The sequence below is a fragment of the bacterium genome, from assembly GCA_035529855.1.
In the GTDB taxonomy this organism is placed as follows: Bacteria; RBG-13-66-14; B26-G2; order WVWN01; family WVWN01; genus WVWN01.
The window spans coordinates 16580-32470 of record DATKVX010000079.1 but is presented as its reverse complement, the minus strand read 5'-3'; the positions used below and the strand labels follow the sequence as shown (position 1 = coordinate 32470).

Sequence of the window (15891 nt, the reverse complement as noted above, 5' to 3'; positions counted from 1 at the left end):
GCGTACAAATAAAAACGACAGTCCGAAGCGCGGTCGTAATTGCGGGCGCCGCGTTCGCCGCCGGCGCGGCTTACGCCGTGGTGGAAGACGAGGCATTCGCGCTCGGCCGTAAAATGTTCGACCGGGGCCTGTACAAAGCCGCATATCGCGACTTTGACGATTACTTAGACCGAAACCCCGGGGGGGAATGGGCCGACGAAGCCCAATTCTATCTGGGCCGGTCGCTCCAGGAAATGGATAGCTATAACGAAGCTATCGCCGAATACCGAAGGGTCATAAACAACTACCCTACTTCTCCCTTCGTAGCACCGGCTCTCATCGATAAAGGAGAATGTTACGCCGCCCTCGGCCTATACGATAAAGCGATAGCGACTTACAAACGGGCCCTCGGCACCACGAAGAACCCCGCCAATCTGGTCAGGGTTTACCTAAAACTGGGCGAAACGTATTACGTCGTCGGCGACGCCGCCCGGGCCGAGGAAACGTATGAAACTTCCCTGCGAGAATTCCCAGCCCAGCGAACCGCCGGGACGGTGCACTTCCGCTTGGCGTTGCTCTACTTCCTGGACGGCGACTTCGAGCGAAGCACCGCCCATTTCGTCGCGGCAGGGGAGGCGGAAGACGTCGACGTCGTCGCGGTAGAAGACGCGTACGGTCGTGCGCTACTGGCCGCGGGCGACGCGGACGGCGCCGCCGCGGCTTTCGGGCGGTGCCTCGCCGAGGCGCGGGAGGATACGCTCCGGTACGACCTGGCGCGCGCGGTGAGCTACGTCGCCGCGGGCGACGCAGGCCGGGGAGCGGAATTACTCGAAGAAACGCTGACCGTTAAACGCCCCGACCGGCTCGACGCCGCGACCGAGGCGGAGGTCCTGTACGTACTGGCGTTGGCCCGGCTCGAGAACGGCGACCGCCCCGGCGCCCGCAGTACTTTCTTAAAACTAATCGAAATCTGCCCGACCAGCCCTTACGCTACGCCGGCCAAGCTCTGGGCCGGCCGGCTGTTGCTCGAGGAAGGCGACGTCGACGAAGCCACTACGCTCTTCGGAGAACTCGCCGCCCGCGAGCGCCCCGCGGCCCGGGCCGAATATTGGCTCGGGTGGTGTCACTTCGTATCGGGGCGCTACGCCGAAGCGCAGGCGACGTTCGAGAACTTGGCGGCCAATACGACCGACGCGGAATTGGTTCCCTACGCGCGATACTGGGGAGCCGAAGCGGCCGCCCGGGTGGGTAATACCGCGGAGGCGCGCAACGCCCTGGCGGCGTTCGCCGCCGACTTCCCGGACCATTCCTTAGCCGACAACGCGTTATTCCGGCTCGGCAAATTACAGCTCGCCACCGGTACGGGTACCGCCGGGCGCGAGACGTTGGCCCTACTAGCCGGTCGTTACGCCGACCGCGACCTGGCCGACGACGCGGCGTACCTCTACGCCGTCAGCTTACTCGATGAAAAGAACCGCGGAGCCGCGTCGGCCGCATTCTGGGACCTGGTCCGGGAATTCCCGGCAAGCCCGTACGCGCCGCACGGTTTATATAATCTGGCCCAAGCGGAATTTACGGAACACGAATTCGCGGCCGCGGCTGAAACGTTGACGGCGCTACTGAGCCATTACCCGCGCGCGAGTATCGCCGACGACGCGCTCTTCACGTTGGGCGAGTGCTTCCTCAACCAGAGGCGTTACGAACGGGCCAAAGAGAAATACGCCGAACTAGTCGAAAAATACGCCAACTCGCCCCGGTTGGACGAGGCCCGCTACGAGATTGAACTATGTAATTTCAAACAGGGTAAATACGAGTCGCAGATCGAGCTCGCCAAATCCTACATCGCGATGTATCCCCAAAGCCGCCTCAACGGCGAACTTTTAATCCTATTGGGTGAGTACTACTACCATCGACGCGATTACGACCAGGCCCGGAAATACCTCGCCGCGGTCGCGGAGGTCAAGGCCGACGAAAAAACCTTAGACGCCGCTCGGATTAAACTGGCCGAAGTATACTTGGCGCGGGGCGATACGTCGAAAGCGATTGCGGAATACCTCGCCGTCGCCGCGACTACCCAGGACGACGACGTCGCGCTCTCCTCCCTATACAAGGCCGGGGACGCTTACGACCGCGCCGGCGACAGGAGCGCCGCTATAGAGACGTACGGCGAAATCGTTAGCCGCTTCGGCCAAACTCGGGCCACGGCCAAAGCCCAATTCAAGGTCGGCGAAAACCTCCGCGCGGCGAAGCTGTACAAGGAATCCAACACCGCCCTGACGAAGCTGGCGCGCGAATGGCCGGCTAATGAATACGGGCCCCGGGCCGCGCTCTATACCGGCCTTAACTTCCTGGAAGCGGGCGCCCCGGGGGAGGCGCTCGAGTACTTCGACGCCGCGAGCGCCGCGGGGGACCGCGCCGTCGCCGCCCAGGCGTATTACTACCTCGGCGTATGCCAACGCGACTTGGGCAACGACGCCGCGAGCCGAAACAATTTCACGAAAGTATTAACCAACTATCGCGACTTCCCGGAATGGGTTCGCAAAGCGAAAGCGGAGCTCGGACGCTGACGCGTACCGCGCGGGCGTACGCGGTGTCTATCTCGTTGGCCGCTTCTGCCGCCGCGGCCGCGACGACGCCGTTCTCGTTCGCGGACGCCGACTTAAGGTTGGCCTGGGAAGAAAGCACGCCGAGCTTCGTGACGCCGTCGTTCGACGATTACGTCGCGGCGCGGAACGAAGCGTTTAGAGAAGCCGTGCCGCAACTTTTCGAAGGGGGAGCGACCCCCGCCCCCCAGGACCACAAAGGCGGACGTACCGGCTCGAGGTCTCTCACCGAAATCGAGGTTAGCGGCGGGACCGCCCGTCGCCTGGAGCTCGCGGCCTTCCAGGGATGGGAAATAAAGTTCGTCGACGCCGCGGCGTCGTTCGACGAAAAACGTGTAACCAGCGGCGAAGGCGCGTACGATAAGGACGACACACGCGCCGACGCCGAAGTAGCTTTCTCGGACCAGGCCGGCACGACCGTCGGCTTCACCGCCAATTACGAAGGCAACGCCGAAAAATTACGCCAAAACGACGCTGGCTTCGCCGGCTACGCGGGCGATAACGTGACCCGCAGCGGCGAGGGCTCGGCCGGTTTCCGGAGCAATCTGTGGGGTAAGGCCAAATTCGCGACCAAGGTCTCGGGCACCTTCACGGACGGCGAATACGGCGCGCGGAACGCCGTCGACCAGGTAATAAAGGCGGACTCGAGCTACGACTTCTTCTGGCTGGGCGAAAACCTGTCGCGCGGCTTCTTCACGATAAGCCAAGAGAATTACGAGGTCGAAGGACGCGAACAAGGATTCCTTACGGGCAAGCTGAGTTTGGAAAACGATTTCCCCATCGCCGACCGGCTTTATTTACAGGGCGGTTTCGGCGGGTATCTATTCCGCGGCGACCAACCCGAATTCCGCTTCTACCCGCGGGGCCGCCTGCTGTTGCGCCTTACGTCGCGTTGGGGCTGCTTCGTCAACTACCGGCCGCAGCTGAACGTACCGGGTTTCCGCGCTCTTTACGTACACCGCGATTACGCCGTACCTACCGACTTCCGCCCGGTGGAGGACAAATACTTCGCCGTACGGGCAGGCCTGAGCTATCATTTCCGAAACCTGGTCCGCCTGACGGCCGCGGCGTACGAGGACCGTTTCCGTCGGGCGTACGCCGCCGCAGACTCGCACTTCGGCGGTATAACGTACTACGACCCCGGCCGGGGCCTTATCCGCGGCGCCGACGCGTCGTACCGTATAACGCTGGCGCGCGTCGAGCACTACGCCGGCGCCGAATACAAAACCGCACGCCTCCGCGGCGAGGCGGGAAGCCACTTCCCGTACTTGCCGGCGTACGAAGGGACGGCCGGCTTGACGTTTAAATTCGGCCCGGGCCACGCCGCTTCGGTGGAGGGGACGTTCCTGGGCGAACGTTACGCCGCGCCGAGCGCGGCCGCGCCGCTCGCCGCGGCGTGGGTCCCCAACGCGCGTATGGTCTTGCGGCTCAACCCGGGCATATCGGTCACGGCCGCGGCCTACAATGTCACGGACGTAAAGTATTACGACGCCGCCGGCGTATTGGCGCCGGGAAGGTCTTTCAACGCCGGCTTAAACCTGGTCTTCTAAAAAGAAATGACGACACACGACGGAAAAAAAAGGGAACTTACCCCGCGTCAAATCGTCGAAGAACTCGACAAGTACGTCGTAGGCCAGGATGCCGCCAAGAAAGCGGTAGCCATAGCGTTGCGCAACCGGTGGCGGCGGCGCCAACTCCCCCCCGAAATCGCCGAAGACATCGCGCCGAAAAATATCATTATGATAGGCCCCACCGGCGTAGGCAAGACCGAGATCGCACGCCGGCTGGCGCGCCTCGCCAACGCGCCCTTCGTCAAGATCGAGGCGTCGAAGTTCACGGAAGTGGGCTACGTGGGACGCGACGTGGACGCCATCATCCGCGACCTGGCGGACGTCGCCGTGTCCGCCGTCCGCGAAGAACTCATGGCCGAGGTGGAAGAACGGGCGGCGGACGTCTCCGAGGAGCACCTACTCGATATATTGTTGCCGCCGCCGCCCGCGCCCCCGGGCGAACCCGGCCCCGCTATGAAAACGCGCGGCACGTTCGGGGGGACGGCCGCCATCCCGGTAGGGCCCCCGCCCGAGCTCGAGCAGAAGAAAGAGGCCGAACGGCGCAAGTACGAACGCGCGCGCGAGGTCCTTAGGCAGAAGCTGCACAGCGGCGAACTGGACGAGCGGACCGTCGAAATCGAAGTCGAAGCCAAAATATCGCCCACCGTCGAAGTCTTCACCGGCCAGGGTTTCGAAGAGATGGACATGAACCTCGGCGAGATATTCAACCAATTCCTGCCCAAAAAAACCGCTACCCGTAAAGTGACCGCGGCCGAAGCCCTGGATATCCTAACCGAGGAAGAGGCGGCGAAACTGGTAGACATGGATAAGGCCGTTAACCTCGGCCTGGAGCGTATGGAGCAATCGGGGATCGTCTTCGTCGACGAGCTCGATAAAATCGTAGGGCCCAAAACCACCACCGGCCCGGACGTCTCGCGCGAGGGCGTCCAGCGCGACCTCCTGCCCATCGTCGAGGGTTGCTCCGTAAACACCAAGTACGGGATGGTGCGTACCGACCACATCCTCTTCATCGCCGCCGGCGCTTTCCACGTGGCCAAACCGTCGGACCTCGTGCCGGAGCTGCAGGGGCGTTTCCCCATACGCGTCGAGCTGAAGAATTTAACGGCCGACGACTTCTATAAGATCCTAACGCAACCCAAGACCGCCCTCGTAAAACAATACCGGGCGCTGCTGTCGACGGAGGGCGTCGACCTGCACTTCGAGGACGCCGCACTACGTAAAATAGCCGAGATATCACAAACGCTCAACGAGAAGTTAGAGAATATCGGGGCGCGCCGGCTCCACACCGTGATGGAGACGCTCTTGGAGGACCTCTCCTTCGACGCGCCCGAAAAGAAAGTTTTACGCGCCACCGTCGACGAGGAGTACGTCGACCGGAAGCTGGCGGCGCTGGCGGGCGACGAAGACCTCGCGAAATATATCCTCTGAGCCGGCGAAAAGTAACCCCGGTAATTAAACTATTCGGGAGTCGTGGAATGAGAAGGTGTATTATGGCCGTACTCGCGTTCAGCGTCCTCGCGGCGACGTGGGCCGGGGCAAAAAACTGGGCCAAAGAGCTCGACAGCCGAGACGCCGAGAAGAGGGCGCGGGCGGCCCAAGAGCTATTGACGAAAGCCTTGGCCCAAGGGTTGTCGGGCGACGATATCGAAGCGCTGGCGGCCGCGGTAGACGACGCGTCGGAAGACGTACAAGCCCGGGTCGTAGAGGCGCTGGCCGCCAATACCGACATCGGTACGTCGCAGCAGTACGCTCCTTACTTCGCCGGGCGCGGCGATAACCTCGTAGCTTTTCTGTTGTGGTACTCCGTCTACCAAACGTACTCCCGCGTCATATACCTGTCCGGCCGCGAAGGGGGAGGCGACATGCGAGACGAAATGGCGTACGCCCGAAAAGAGGCGGAACGAGCTTTCGCGAACATGCTCGACCCGGAACGCAAAAGGTGGGCCCAACCGTACTACGAGACGCTGACGAAATGAAACCGAACCGGCAAGCAGTCGAGGCGTCGTTCTGGCACGCCGTAAGCGACGGTCGCGTAAAATGCGACCTCTGCCCCCAACGTTGCGTGATAAGCGACGGCGACCGCGGAGAATGTAACTTGCGGCAAAACCGGGGAGGGGTCCTCTACGCCGCGGCCTACGGCGAGCTCGCCTCGACCGCTATCGACCCCATCGAGAAAAAACCCATCTATCACTTCCACCCCGGCGATTACGTGTTGTCGATCGGCCCCAACGGCTGCAACCTGCGCTGCCGCGGGTGCCAGAACTACCAGATATCCCAGGATAAAACGGCGGTCCACTACCTCTCCGCGGAAGCCGTAGCCCAACTGGCCGCGGCTCACGATTCGCCCGGAATCGCGTATACCTACACCGAACCGCTCGTCTGGTGGGAATACGTCCGCGACGCCTGCCAAGCGGCACGCGACCGCGGCCTATACAACGTCGCCGTGACCAACGGCTTCCTGGAAGAAGCACCTGCCCGCGAGATAGCAACTTTTCTCGACGCCGCGAACGTCGACGTCAAATCGCTGTCGGACGAATTCTACCGCGACTACTGCGGCGGGAGATTGGAACCCGTTCTACGCACCGCCGTCGTCTTCAAAGAACGGCTTCATTTGGAAATCACCCACCTCCTGGTAACGGGCCTAAACGACGGCGAGGACGACGTCGCCGCCTTCGTCAAGTGGGTTGCCGATAACCTGGGGCGCGATACGCCGGTGCATTTATCCCGGTACTTCCCTCACTACAAAATGGACGTGCCGCCCACGCCGACCCACGTTCTCCTCCGCGCCAAGGAAATAGCCGACCGCGACCTTTACTACGTGTACCTGGGCAACGTCGCCGGGATAGGCGGGACCGATACGAACTGCCCCCGTTGTGGAAACCTCCTCGTGAACCGCGAAGGCTACCGCGTAAAGGTCGTCGGCCTGAAAGACGGGAATTGTAATAATTGCGGCCGACCCAGCGAGATCGTATTATAGCTGCGACGTTCGGCCGCGCAGGGATGATATGAGAATATATTTTTTGACGTTGGCGGCAACGCTTGTCATCGCCGGGGCGAGCTGTAAATCTCCGTGGCGCGTAACGACCCGCGACTACAACCGCTTCGCGATTAAAGCCCAGGAAGTAGGGCTCTGGCGCGAGGCGGAGTACCGGCTGCGCCAAGCGCTGGCCGAAGACCCGGAAGACGCTCGCCTTCATAACAACCTCGCCGTAGCATTAGAAGCGCAGAGTAAGCTTGAAGAGGCGTACGACGAATACCGCAAAGCGGCGGAACTAGACCCGGGTAACGATACCTACCGCCGGAACCTCCGCGAGTTCACCGACGCGCACCTGTGGGAATATAAACCCCCCGGCGGCGAAGAGGCTACCCCGGACGAGGAGAACTGACGGCGTATGAAATCCTATTTGCAAAGCGTACTCGCGAACGCACCGTGCGACTACGCCGAATTCCGCTACCAGGAATTCACGTCCACGCTGCTCGTCTTCGACGGCGACGGCTTGAAGGACGTAGCGCTGAACAACGGCCGCGGCGGCTTCGTACGGGTGCTGGTGAAAGGCCAATTCGGCGTCGCGTCGTTCGAAGACCTCGAGCGCGCGGCCGAGTATCTCGAGAAAGCCGTAACCTTGGCGAAAGTCAAAGCCGGGACCTTCGGCGGGTTCGCGCCGGCGGAAGTCAACGTTGACGACGTCGACGTCGACGTGCCCCGGCCCGCGCACCGCGTCGACCTCGACGAAAAGGTCGCCGTCGTCTCCAAGTATAACGACATCCTGCTGAGCCACGACCGCATCCCGTCCACCGATACGCGGTACCGCGACTTCTACGACCACCGCGTTTTCGCCAATACCGAGGGTGCGGCGGTATCCGTAAAAACGCCGCGCCTCGGCCTTGCGCTCAGGCCCATAGCCAGCGAAGGCGGCGTAGTCCAAATGGCCATCCACAACTACGGCGGCGTAGTCGGCTTCGACCACGTACTGGGGCGCGAAGCGGAAGTGGAAGAGCTGGCGGCGCACGCCGCGACGTTGCTCGACGCGGAACCGGTAACGGGAGGTACGTACGACGTCATTACCGACCCGGTCCTCACCGGCGTCTTCGCGCACGAGGCGTTCGGCCACGCCGCGGAGGCCGACGACGTGGCCCAAGACGAAAAGCTGCGCGAGATAATGACGCCGGGGCGCCGCTTCGGCTCGGAGGTCCTCTCCATCGTCGACGACGCAAACTACGAGGGCCATTACGGCTACGTCCCGTACGACGACGAGGGGGTCCGCGGCCGAAAAAAATACCTCATCCGGGACGGCGTTTTGACGGGCTTGCTGCACGACCGCGAGACGGCGACGCGCATGGACGTTCAACCCACCGGCAACGCCCGGGCGCTCGACTATCGCTTCGCGCCGCTGGTTCGGATGACCTCCACTTATATCGAACCCGGCGAGATAAGCTTCGACGAAATGCTGGCGTCGGTGCCGCGAGGGATATACGCCCGCCGGGCGAAGGGCGGCACCGGCGGCGAGACCTTCACTTTCACCGCCGAAGACGGCTACTTAATAGAAAACGGGAAGTTGACGAAACACCTCCGCGACCTCAAGCTCCAGGGCAACCTCTTTCGCACGCTGGAGAACATCGTCGCGGTGGCGAACGACTTCACCGTGCCGGAAGAAGGCATGGGCGGCTGCGGCAAGGGGGGGCAATCGCCGCTGCCCGTCTCCAGCGGCGGCCCGCATATGCTGGTCAAAGACGTCCAGATAGGAGGGCGATAAGGGTGGTCGTAGAAGAAATACTGGAACGCGTCGGCCGCAAAGCCGATAGGGCGGAAGTAATCTTCAGCGAGCACGAGACCACCCGCGTGGAATTCAAGGCCGGCGAGCTGCACCAGGCGGCGATAGTAAACGGCCGGGGCGTCGGTTTGCGCGCTTTCGTCGGCGGCCGCGTCGGCTACGCCAGCACCACCGACTTAGGCGACGTTGACGCCGTCGTAGAAAACGCGCTGGCCGCGGCGAGGTTCGGCCGACAAGCGCCGTACGACCTCCCCGACGGAACCGCCGCGTACGGCGACGTTAAGACTTTCGACGACGCCGCGGCGAAGGTTACGCCCGAGGTAATGGTCGCGCTGGGCGAACAAGCGGTAGATATGTTAAAGAGCGCCGACCGCCGTTACGTCGTGGACGTCGAGGTAGACCGCGTCGTAGGCCGGACGCGCATCGCCAATACCGCCGGCCTGGACCTCTCGCAGGATAGAACCGGCTACGACTTCGCCGTTATAGTACAGCGCACCGCCGAGGACGACCTGTTCTACCATTACGATTACGACGCCTCGACGTCACGAGATTTCGACGAGATGGCGATCGCGCGGCGGCTGCTGGAAACGCTGAAATGGGCGGACAACGTCGTCGACGCGCAGACCGGGAAGATGGATTTGATATTCGACCCGGGCGAAGTGCCGACGCTGCTCTACCCGGTCCTCACCTGCGTCAACGGCGCGCACGTCGTCGACAACTCGTCGGCGCTCGCCGGGCGGCTGGGCGAAGAGGTAGCCGACCCGCGTTTCACTATGGTCGACGACGCCACCGACCCGTTCGGCTATATGGCGGGCGCCTTCGACGGCGAGGGTACGCCGGCCCGGCGCACGGCCGTTATCGAACGCGGCGTACTCGCGTCGTACCTGACGGACCTCGCGACGGCGTGGCGGCTCGGCACCCCTCCCACCGGCCACGCCCGCCGCGCGTTAACGCAGCCGCCAAGCCCGGGCGCTTCGAACGTTATCGTAGAGGCCGGCGAAAAAACCGCCGCCGAGCTCGTAGCCGACGTTAAAAACGGAATACGGTTGATCCATTCCGCGGGCGGCGGTATGGGCAACCTCCGCAGCGGCGAGCTAAGCGCGACCGCGGCGTACGCGCTCAAGATCGAGAACGGCGAAGTGGTAGGGCGCGTCAAAGACTGCATCTTCAGCGGCAACGTATTCGAAATGCTGAAACAAAGGTTGCGTGCGGTCTCTAGCGACGCCCGCCGCGCCGGCGGCCGCTACCTCGCGCCCACGGTCGTCGTGGCCGACCAAACGATAACGGCGAAAGGCTAACGCGCCCCGCCTTCGCCGCATGCCACCCTTCCGGGTGGCGCTTTTGTACCGCCGATAATGGAAGAACCCGACGAAAACGGAACCGGCCGAAGAAGGGTCGCCGCGAACGCCGCGTACCTTCTGGCGACGAACGCCTACCGCATCCTCCTCAACATGGCGATATTCTTCGTCATCGCGCGCGTCCTCGGCGCGCAGGAGCTGGGGCGGTACGCCTTCGCGCTCTCGTACGCGACCCTCTTCTCGGTAGCCGTACACCTCGGCCTTAACGACCTCATCATCCGCCAGGTAGCCGTCAATAAGGACGACGGCCCGCTCTACTTCACCGTGGCCGTCGCCGTCAAGTTGGTCATGGGCGTACTGATTACGGCCGCGACGGCGATCACCATCGGCGTAAGCGGTAAGCCCACCGCGGTGCAGGAGCTCGTCCTGGCCGCGGCGCTTACGACGAGCTTCGTCGCCGGCGTGGAAACCGTCGTGGTAGCCTTCTTCTACGCGTACGAGCGGATGTCGTACGTGCTGGTGCTGGGCGTCCTCAAGGTTACGTTAAACGCCGTCGTCGGCATCGGCGCCGCGCTCGCCGGCTTCGGCGCCCGCGGCATACTGTGGGGGTTCCTGGCGGTCGAGACGCTGGTCGCGGCGTTCGCCTTATATTGGGTGCGGCGGCGCGTGGGCATACGCTTCACGCGGCCGCCAGCCCGCGCCTTTTCTTCCCTCCTCTGGCGAAGCTTACCCTTCGGCCTTAACGGCATCTTCATCACCGTCTACATGCAGCTCCACTACTCGCTTCTATCCTTCTTCGAGGGAGACGCCGCCACCGGCGTTTACGCCGCGGCGGCCAAGCTCGTCACGTTCTTGTGCTTTATCCCGTCGGCGCTGACGCAGGCCCTCTACCCGTACCTATCGCGGCTCGCGGCCAACGCAAACGCCGATCCCGGCAAGGTCGCGGCCCGGTCAATTCGCTACCTCGCGCTGTTATCGTTCCCGACGGCGATATACATATTCCTGCGCGCCGGCGCCATCGTCGACCTGGCCTACGGCGCCGGGTACGGCGAGGCCGCGCATCTCCTCGCGGTCCTGGCGCTGACGCTGCCGTTCGTCTTCGCCTCCTACCCCGCGGCGGTGGCCCTCAACGCCGTACGCAAGGAACGCGCCAATACCGCGGTGGCGGCCGGCGGCGCGGCCGTCAACGTCGCCGTCAATCTTATCCTGGTCCCTTTGTTGGGGGCCCTCGGGGCGGCGGTGACCTTCCTCGCGACGGAATCAACCCAAGGCGTCGCGCGGCTGGCGTTGCTGCGCCTTTGGTTCGGCCGCCTCGGCCTCCTAACCAGCCTCGCGCGTATCGTTCCCGCCGCGGCCGCTATGGGGCTCGCGACGTACCTCACCCGGGCGCTGCCGCTCTACGCCGAGATACCGGTCCTCGCCGTCATTTACGCCGGCTGCGCGTTCTTAACGGGCGCGATTCGCCGCGACGACGTCGCCGTCCTGCTGCGCCGGCGCCCACGACACCAATAGAGGCTATAGAAAGGGAGTAACGAGCCGCCGCGCTTCGGCTGCCGTCTCCGAGCCGAGGGCGGCGAGCGTTTGGCTCGAGCGCGGATGGAGCACGCCGCCGACCGCGCGAACCTGCTCCGCTTTGAGCGTTATCCAAAAGGCGACCGCGAGCTCGAGCGAAACTTCCAACGCCCGCCGCGCCGCCGCCGCCCACGGGTACTGCCGCGTTTCCTCCGCGGCGTCCGCGGCCATTATTATTTTATCTAACAACGTAAGGTCCGCTCGACCGGTGACGTGGTAGCGGATAGCCGCGGCGCCTTCCGCAGCCAGGCCCGACGCCGCGGCGACCGCCGCCCCCGCCGGCCCGTGCGTCAAATCCGGCCCCGCGGCCCGTTCCTCGTCGTCCGGGGGCCACGCCCGCCAATCGACGACCGCCGCCCAAGCCGAGGGCGTCAAAATACGGCCTACGTCGTGGAGGAGCGCCGCCCGCCGGGCCGCGTCTACCGCCGGATAACGGTACCGCGCCGCCAACTCCGCGGCGAGACGCGCCGCGGCCTCGCTGTGCCCCCGCCTCTCGGCCGGCATAACCTCGCGCAAAGCCAAGGACAAGCCCTCGGCGCCGCGCAACGTCGCCACCAGGCCGTCAAAATCACAGCGGCCCGTCATCGATAAAGCCGGGACGATAAAATGAAATCGAAGACCGCGGGCGGCACGAGGTAGCGGAAGGGTTCGCCGGCGCGGGCGCGGGCGCGCACCATCGTCGACGAAACGGGTATGGGCGTAACCTCCAGCGCCTCGAACCGGCCGTTGAGTTCGGCCGGGGCATCCGTCAGGTCGTAGCCCGGGCGCGTCAACGCGACCAGGCGCACCTCCTCGAGCAATTGCCGCCAATCCTTCCAGGTCGGTACCTCGACGAGGTTATCGGCTCCTACCGCTACCGCGATCCGGGAAAAACCGGCGTCGCGCAATGCCGCTACCGTATCCACGGTGTACGAAACGCCGCCGCGCTCCACTTCCAACGACGACGCGACGAAGCGGCGGTCGCCGGCCACGGCCAGCCGCACCATGTGGAGCCGCGTCTCGGCCGGCGTGTGGCGTTCGCCCTGTTTATGGGGAGGCGTCGCCGCGGGGACGAATAAAACCGCGCCCGGCCTTAGCCGATAATAAACGTCGTCGGCCACGACGAGGTGGCCGAGGTGAGGCGGGTCGAACGTACCGCCGAATATAACGACCGTCTTTTCGCGGTCGAGTCTGGCTAGATGGTTCTGCACGCAGACGGTTTTCCCGTTTTCGCTAACCCTCCAGCGACGCAAGGCGGGAGGCCGCGGCCGCAGCGAAACGGCTCTCCGGGAAGCGGCTCAAAAGCGCGCGGTAATTCCGCGAGGCGGCCTCGGTTTCCCCCAATCCGCGGTAACATTCGGCCGCCAGGAACGTGGCCTTGTCCAAACGGTCGTATTCCGGATACTCGGCCGCGAGGTTCTCGAAGTAGACAACCGCCGCCCGCCGTTCGCCCGTCTTCTTATAAAATTCCCCGATGGCCAACATCTTCGCGGCTTTTAAACGGCGCGCTTCGGCAATCCCCTCCTGCGCTTTCGGCACGAGCGGCGAGTTCTCGTACTCCTCGATGAGCGTCACGAACTCGTCGAGAGCTTCGTCCACCGCGGTCTGGTCTCGGTCGAGGGGTAACGCGGAGGCCAACCGCGACTCAGCCTTCATATACTGCGCGTCGTCGCACCACTCGCTAGCGGGGTACCGGTCGATGAGCTGTTCGAAACGAACGAACGCTTCCTCGTACAATCCCTGCCGGTAGTACGACAGGGCGATATAGTACAACGCTTCCGCCGCGGCGGCGCTCGAGCGCGTTATCATGTCCTCGAAAAACTCCCGCGCCCCGGGTTCGTCGCCCGCTTCCAGTTTGGCCAACCCCGCGGCCCGCAGCTGTTCCACGCTCAACTCCGGGCCGACCTTCTTGGAAGCGCAGGCGGCCAAGACCAACACCGCGCCCAACATACCTAATGTAGCGGACCTGCGCATCATATCGGTTTACTCGGCGGAGGCCGAAATCGCGAAGAGGTAAATCAGCGCGCCCGTAATACCGGTTACCAGTAGGGGCTCCACGAACGGATTCTGGCCGGCCTCCGGACGTTGGGGCCCGATCTGCTCTATCCGCTCGTCCGCGAGTTTGCTGATTACTTTCTTCGGCACGACGTTTTCGAATTCGCCCTCGTACTCGCCGGCCCAAAACAGTTCGCCGTCTACGCCGTATATGCGGATATGGGCGACGGTGCGGCCTATGCGTTTAACGTTACCCCGCCCCGCTTTGGCGTTGACGATGCGCGACTCGATAAGGCGGTATTTGATAACGGTCTCTCCACCGCCCGCTTCGGGCAAAACATCCAAACCCCGGCTCGATAATTCGTGGGCAACTTCGTCCTCGAACCGGTTATACAGCCAGTCGTACTCGCCGCCCTCTTCGTCGAGTCTCTCCAGTACGAAGGGGCCGTTCTCGGCCAGCAGCATCCGATTCTCGCCCAACCGGGCGGCGGCGGCTTTCATCGAACCGGCCAGCAATTCGCCGTCGCCCAGGTACTCGTCGGGGACCTTATAGGCGACTTCCCCGCAAGCGGCCGCCAGGAAGGCCAGCCCTACCAGCGTCGATATCGGAGCCAGATCGCGCCTTAACTTCTGCATTACGTATTACCTCCGGGTTGGTTCCGTACCGCGTTAAGCCGCCCGAAGCTTTTAGTTCGAGCGTATCAACCGGCCGTAGCCGGGGACGGTCGAGGCGTCGAGCTCGAAAGAACCGTCGCCGTCGTAATCTATGAATACGAACATTATGTATTGATTACCAACGCCGCCCGTGGTGAAATACTCCCAGGCCTCGAAAGGTTTCGACTGCCACGTCGACGTGTTAATGTCTACCTCGGACCTCATGCCCATCGGCGAACGCATAACTTCGTCCGGCTCGCCGTACTTCAAATATATACGCCCCATATCGGTGTCAACGCCCTCCCGAAAGGGCGTCGTATAACGCTCCTGAACGTAATAGTAACGGTGGTAAAAAGCGTTCTTAAATTCGTTGACGGACGTATTCGGGTCGGGGTCCCGCCGGGCCCAGAAGTTGTCTACGAATATAGGTTTTTCTTCCGCGGGCAGGGCGTCGAAGGCGGCCAGTTCGGCGTCGCTCGCGATCAGCGACAGTTCCCGACGTTTCTGTTTCTCCTCCTCGAGAGAATAAGGCATGAACTTCCCTTTGATCTCGACCAATTCCCTGTCCGTCACTTGGTGCAAAACCATAAATTCTTTTCGCGCCCGCAGTATCTCCCCGCCGTCGCGGTTCTCGAGCCGTAACGATAACTCGTAACTACCGGGCGGTACGCCCTTCAAGTCCAACGTCTCGGCGCGCACCACGTCCGGCGCCGCGGTCTCCAACGCCCGCTCCACTTTGGCGAAACGACGGCCGTTGAGTTGCGACACTTCGTACACTATCACGAAACTCGTTTTACCCTCCTCCCCTACCGGGAGCCGGTAAAGCTCGTAATATATTGGTAATAACCCGTCCCCGTCGCTTACAAGTTTTGTGGGGTTGGGGACGACGGTTAGGCCGCCCTTAACGAATTCGCCGACGACGTCCGCATCCGCCGGCGCTATCGAACTGGCCAACTCGATGCCGGAGGCAAAGGGCCCGTCCGGGGCCGCGGGTACGTTGACGTCGAGCGTACTCACGCGCGAGCTGCCGCCGTCCAAGTCCCCGACGCCCACCTCGAAGCGGTAGTCGCCGGGAGGGACGGCGACGTCCAATTGGCTTACCGATAGCGGCGAACGAACCTCTTCGGCCGGGGGTATGCAAGCTTTCTTGTTCTTCAAGCGGTTCGCGACCACGACGCCGTCCGAAGGGCGGGTTACCTGGACGCCGACGTTAAAATCGTACGTAGTCCCTTCGGCGGTCTCGACGCCCTCCAGCCGCTCGAGCGGAACGGCTACGTAAAAATCGATGACGACCTTCTCGCCCGCGCGCGGGTAGAAGAAGGCATAATCGAAATAGAAGGCATCGTCCGCCGTGGCGGCCGCGGCAAGCACACCTACCCAAGCGGCGGCCCACCGCCCCGCTTTCCCAAACGTCTTGCCCAACATAATCCTATATATATTATAAAATATCGCCGCCCCCGACGCAACC

General features: G+C 63.1%; 14 protein-coding genes. 9 read left to right on the top strand and 5 right to left on the bottom strand.

Going from position 1 to position 15891, the window contains the following annotated elements; genetic code table 11:
* Nucleotides 1-77: 77 nt before the first annotated feature.
* Genes VMX79_08455 through VMX79_08415 form a run of 9 tightly spaced genes read left to right on the top strand, consistent with a single transcriptional unit; the run spans nt 78 to nt 11735 of the window.
* A complete protein-coding gene (locus tag VMX79_08455; protein HUV87129.1) occupies nt 78-2546 on the top strand; it encodes a tetratricopeptide repeat protein in 2469 nt (822 codons plus the stop codon).
* Nucleotides 2547-2581: 35 nt separating this feature from the next.
* On the top strand, nt 2582-4132 hold the full coding sequence (locus VMX79_08450; GenBank protein HUV87128.1) for a hypothetical protein: 1551 nt from the start codon (nt 2582-2584) through the stop codon (nt 4130-4132).
* Nucleotides 4133-4138: 6 nt separating this feature from the next.
* Entirely contained in the window at nt 4139-5581 is a 1443-nt protein-coding gene (gene hslU / locus VMX79_08445; protein ID HUV87127.1) for an ATP-dependent protease ATPase subunit HslU, read from the top strand.
* Between the two features lie 47 nt (nt 5582-5628).
* On the top strand, nt 5629-6129 hold the full coding sequence (locus VMX79_08440; GenBank protein HUV87126.1) for a hypothetical protein: 501 nt from the start codon (nt 5629-5631) through the stop codon (nt 6127-6129).
* Nucleotides 6126-7130 (top strand): AmmeMemoRadiSam system radical SAM enzyme, encoded by a 1005-nt coding sequence (gene amrS / locus VMX79_08435; protein HUV87125.1) that lies wholly within the window; start codon nt 6126-6128, stop codon nt 7128-7130. Before VMX79_08440 ends, amrS begins: the two co-directional genes overlap by 4 nt.
* A 28-nt stretch (nt 7131-7158) precedes the next feature.
* Nucleotides 7159-7539: a tetratricopeptide repeat protein gene (locus VMX79_08430; GenBank protein HUV87124.1), complete on the top strand. Its 381-nt coding sequence runs from the start codon at nt 7159-7161 to the stop codon at nt 7537-7539.
* Nucleotides 7540-7545: 6 nt separating this feature from the next.
* A complete protein-coding gene (locus VMX79_08425; GenBank protein HUV87123.1) occupies nt 7546-8907 on the top strand; it encodes a TldD/PmbA family protein in 1362 nt (453 codons plus the stop codon).
* 2 nt (nt 8908-8909) lie between these two features.
* The gene (locus VMX79_08420; protein HUV87122.1) at nt 8910-10223 is read left to right on the top strand and encodes a TldD/PmbA family protein; all 1314 of its coding nucleotides are present in this window, start codon (nt 8910-8912) and stop codon (nt 10221-10223) included.
* Between the two features lie 57 nt (nt 10224-10280).
* Nucleotides 10281-11735, top strand: coding sequence for a flippase (locus VMX79_08415; protein ID HUV87121.1), 1455 nt, complete (start codon nt 10281-10283; stop codon nt 11733-11735).
* A gap of 3 nt (nt 11736-11738) precedes the next feature.
* Here VMX79_08415 and VMX79_08410 read toward each other — a convergent pair whose 3' ends face one another.
* The 5 genes from VMX79_08410 to VMX79_08390 are packed head-to-tail and all read right to left on the bottom strand — an operon-like array spanning nt 11739 to nt 15848.
* Nucleotides 11739-12380: an HD domain-containing protein gene (locus VMX79_08410; GenBank protein ID HUV87120.1), complete on the bottom strand. Its 642-nt coding sequence runs from the start codon at nt 12378-12380 to the stop codon at nt 11739-11741.
* The gene (gene nadD, locus VMX79_08405) at nt 12377-12985 is read right to left on the bottom strand and encodes a nicotinate-nucleotide adenylyltransferase (GenBank protein ID HUV87119.1); all 609 of its coding nucleotides are present in this window, start codon (nt 12983-12985) and stop codon (nt 12377-12379) included. Before nadD ends, VMX79_08410 begins: the two co-directional genes overlap by 4 nt.
* Nucleotides 12986-13007: 22 nt before the next feature.
* Nucleotides 13008-13751 (bottom strand): outer membrane protein assembly factor BamD, encoded by a 744-nt coding sequence (gene bamD, locus VMX79_08400; GenBank protein HUV87118.1) that lies wholly within the window; start codon nt 13749-13751, stop codon nt 13008-13010.
* 6 nt (nt 13752-13757) lie between these two features.
* Nucleotides 13758-14405, bottom strand: coding sequence for a hypothetical protein (locus tag VMX79_08395; protein HUV87117.1), 648 nt, complete (start codon nt 14403-14405; stop codon nt 13758-13760).
* Between the two features lie 51 nt (nt 14406-14456).
* Nucleotides 14457-15848: a GWxTD domain-containing protein gene (locus VMX79_08390; GenBank protein ID HUV87116.1), complete on the bottom strand. Its 1392-nt coding sequence runs from the start codon at nt 15846-15848 to the stop codon at nt 14457-14459.
* Between the last annotated feature and the right edge of the window lie 43 nt (nt 15849-15891).